Origin of the sequence: Sphaerisporangium sp. NPDC049002 (assembly GCF_040649355.1) — a bacterium.
Lineage (GTDB): Bacteria > Actinomycetota > Actinomycetes > Streptosporangiales > Streptosporangiaceae > Sphaerisporangium.
In genome coordinates, this window is sequence record NZ_JBEZFH010000428.1 from 1 (window position 1) to 1,767 (window position 1,767).

Consider the following 1,767-nt stretch of genomic DNA (forward strand, 5'->3'; position numbering starts at 1 on the left):
CTCATCTTCTCGCCGCTGAGCGCCCAGATGGTCCGGCGGTTCGGCGCCAAGGTCGTCGCCACCACGAGCCTGGTGATCGTGGCCGCCGCGCTCAAGGTGCCGCTCCCGAAGGGATTCGCCCGTGGCGGCGTCCTCCCGGGGTACACCCCCGGCCGCGACGTGCACCGCTTCGTCTCCCCCACCGGCGGCGCGCTCGATCTGTCCGGCGGCGAGGCGGTCATGCGGCCCGAGTGGACCGCGGTCGTGGGCGAGAAGTACATCCGCAACGCCAACGACGCCGCACGCAAGGGCGGGGTCCGAGGCGTCGTCCGAGCGCTCGGCATCGCCGGCGACCCCGGCGGGACGGTCCCCGGCTTCGCCGACGGCGGGATCATCGGCGGCATCGCGTCCTTCCTGAAGAAGGGCAAGGACTTCTTCACCGAAGGAATCAAGAACGCGGCCAAGGTGGTCGTCAACCCGGTCCTCGCCGCGGTCGAGAACCAGATGAGCGGGTCGCCGTTCACCCAATCACTGGCCGCCCTGCCCCGCCGCGCCGTGGATGCCTTCGTGAACTGGCTCGGCGGCAAGGAGAGCGCGATCGGCGGGCCGGGCCACAAGGCCGTCGCGGCGGCCCGCACCCGGATCGGCACGCCGTACTCCTGGGGCGGCGGCGGGCTGGACGGCCCGAGCACAGGCATCGGCCGGGGAGCGAACACCGTCGGGTTCGACTGCTCCGGGCTGGTCCGCTACGGCTGGTACCAGGCGGTCAAGCGGGCCATGCCGCGCACCACCTACACCCAGTGGCCCTGGAGCCGGCACGTGGACACCCCCGCCGAGGGGGACCTGGGCTTCACCAGCTTCTCCTCCTCCACCGGGCTGCCCGAGCACGTCACCATGTACTCCGGCAACAACAAGATCATTGAGGCGCCCTACACGGGTTCCTTCGTGCGCGAGGTCCCGGTGCGCCCCGGGCTGCACTGGGGGCGCCCTCCCGCTTCGTTCCTGGCCGACAAGGGCGGCCCGATCGAGCGCGGCTGGAACGCCATCCTCAACAAGACCGGGCGTCGCGAGTGGATCCTCACCCCCGAGGCCGTCGACCTGCTCGGCGGCGAGCGCGCCGTGGCCAGGCTCAACTCCGGCGCCCGCAGCCTGTACGGCTCCCGCAACGCCGCCGGCCCGGCCATGCGTCCCGCCAGTACCAACACCCCGCAGCCAGTGCGTTACGGGGAGGTCCACGTGCACCCGCAGCCCAGGCAAACCGAGGAGGAGATCGGCGCGGTCGCGGCCCGCCGGCTGGGGGTGATGCTGCGGTGAGCACCCAGACCGACTCGCCGTTGTACAGCATCTCGACCTGGCAGGGCAACGTCATCGACGACTACGGGGTGCTGTGGGTCGTCGAGACCGAGGACGGCTGGTCCTCCTCCCCGCCGGTGCGCCCCACCCTGAACGAGAAGAGCGCCGGGGACGGGGCATGGTCGGGGCCCGGGTTCTACGCCAGCCGGGTGATCAACCTGACCGGCAAGGCCTACGTGCCCAGCCAGGTCGAGATGCTGCGGGCCAAGGACCGCATCAAGGCCGCGGTGAACCCGCGCACCGCGCTACAGCTGCGGGTCGACGAGCTGCACCTGTCGCGGGTCGCGACAGTCCGCATGTCCGACCGGGTGGACCTGCAGGACCACGGCGCGCACGCCTTCACCTGGGCGCTGACCCTGGTGGCGGCCGACCATCGCCGCTACTCCCCCGACACGGTGACCGTCTCGACCACCCTGCCCACGACGCTCACCGTCG

At 71.8% G+C, this 1,767-nt stretch carries 2 protein-coding genes; both read left to right on the forward strand.

Annotated elements, in window-relative coordinates; translation table 11 throughout:
* Positions 1-1,293 (forward strand): NlpC/P60 family protein (locus AB0B89_RS36255; protein ID WP_358562270.1); only part of this gene is annotated, 1,293 nt, incomplete at its 5' end.
* The coding region (locus tag AB0B89_RS36260; protein WP_358562273.1) for a hypothetical protein at positions 1,290-1,767 on the forward strand (478 nt) is incomplete at its 3' end. The genes AB0B89_RS36255 and AB0B89_RS36260, both read left to right, overlap by 4 nt.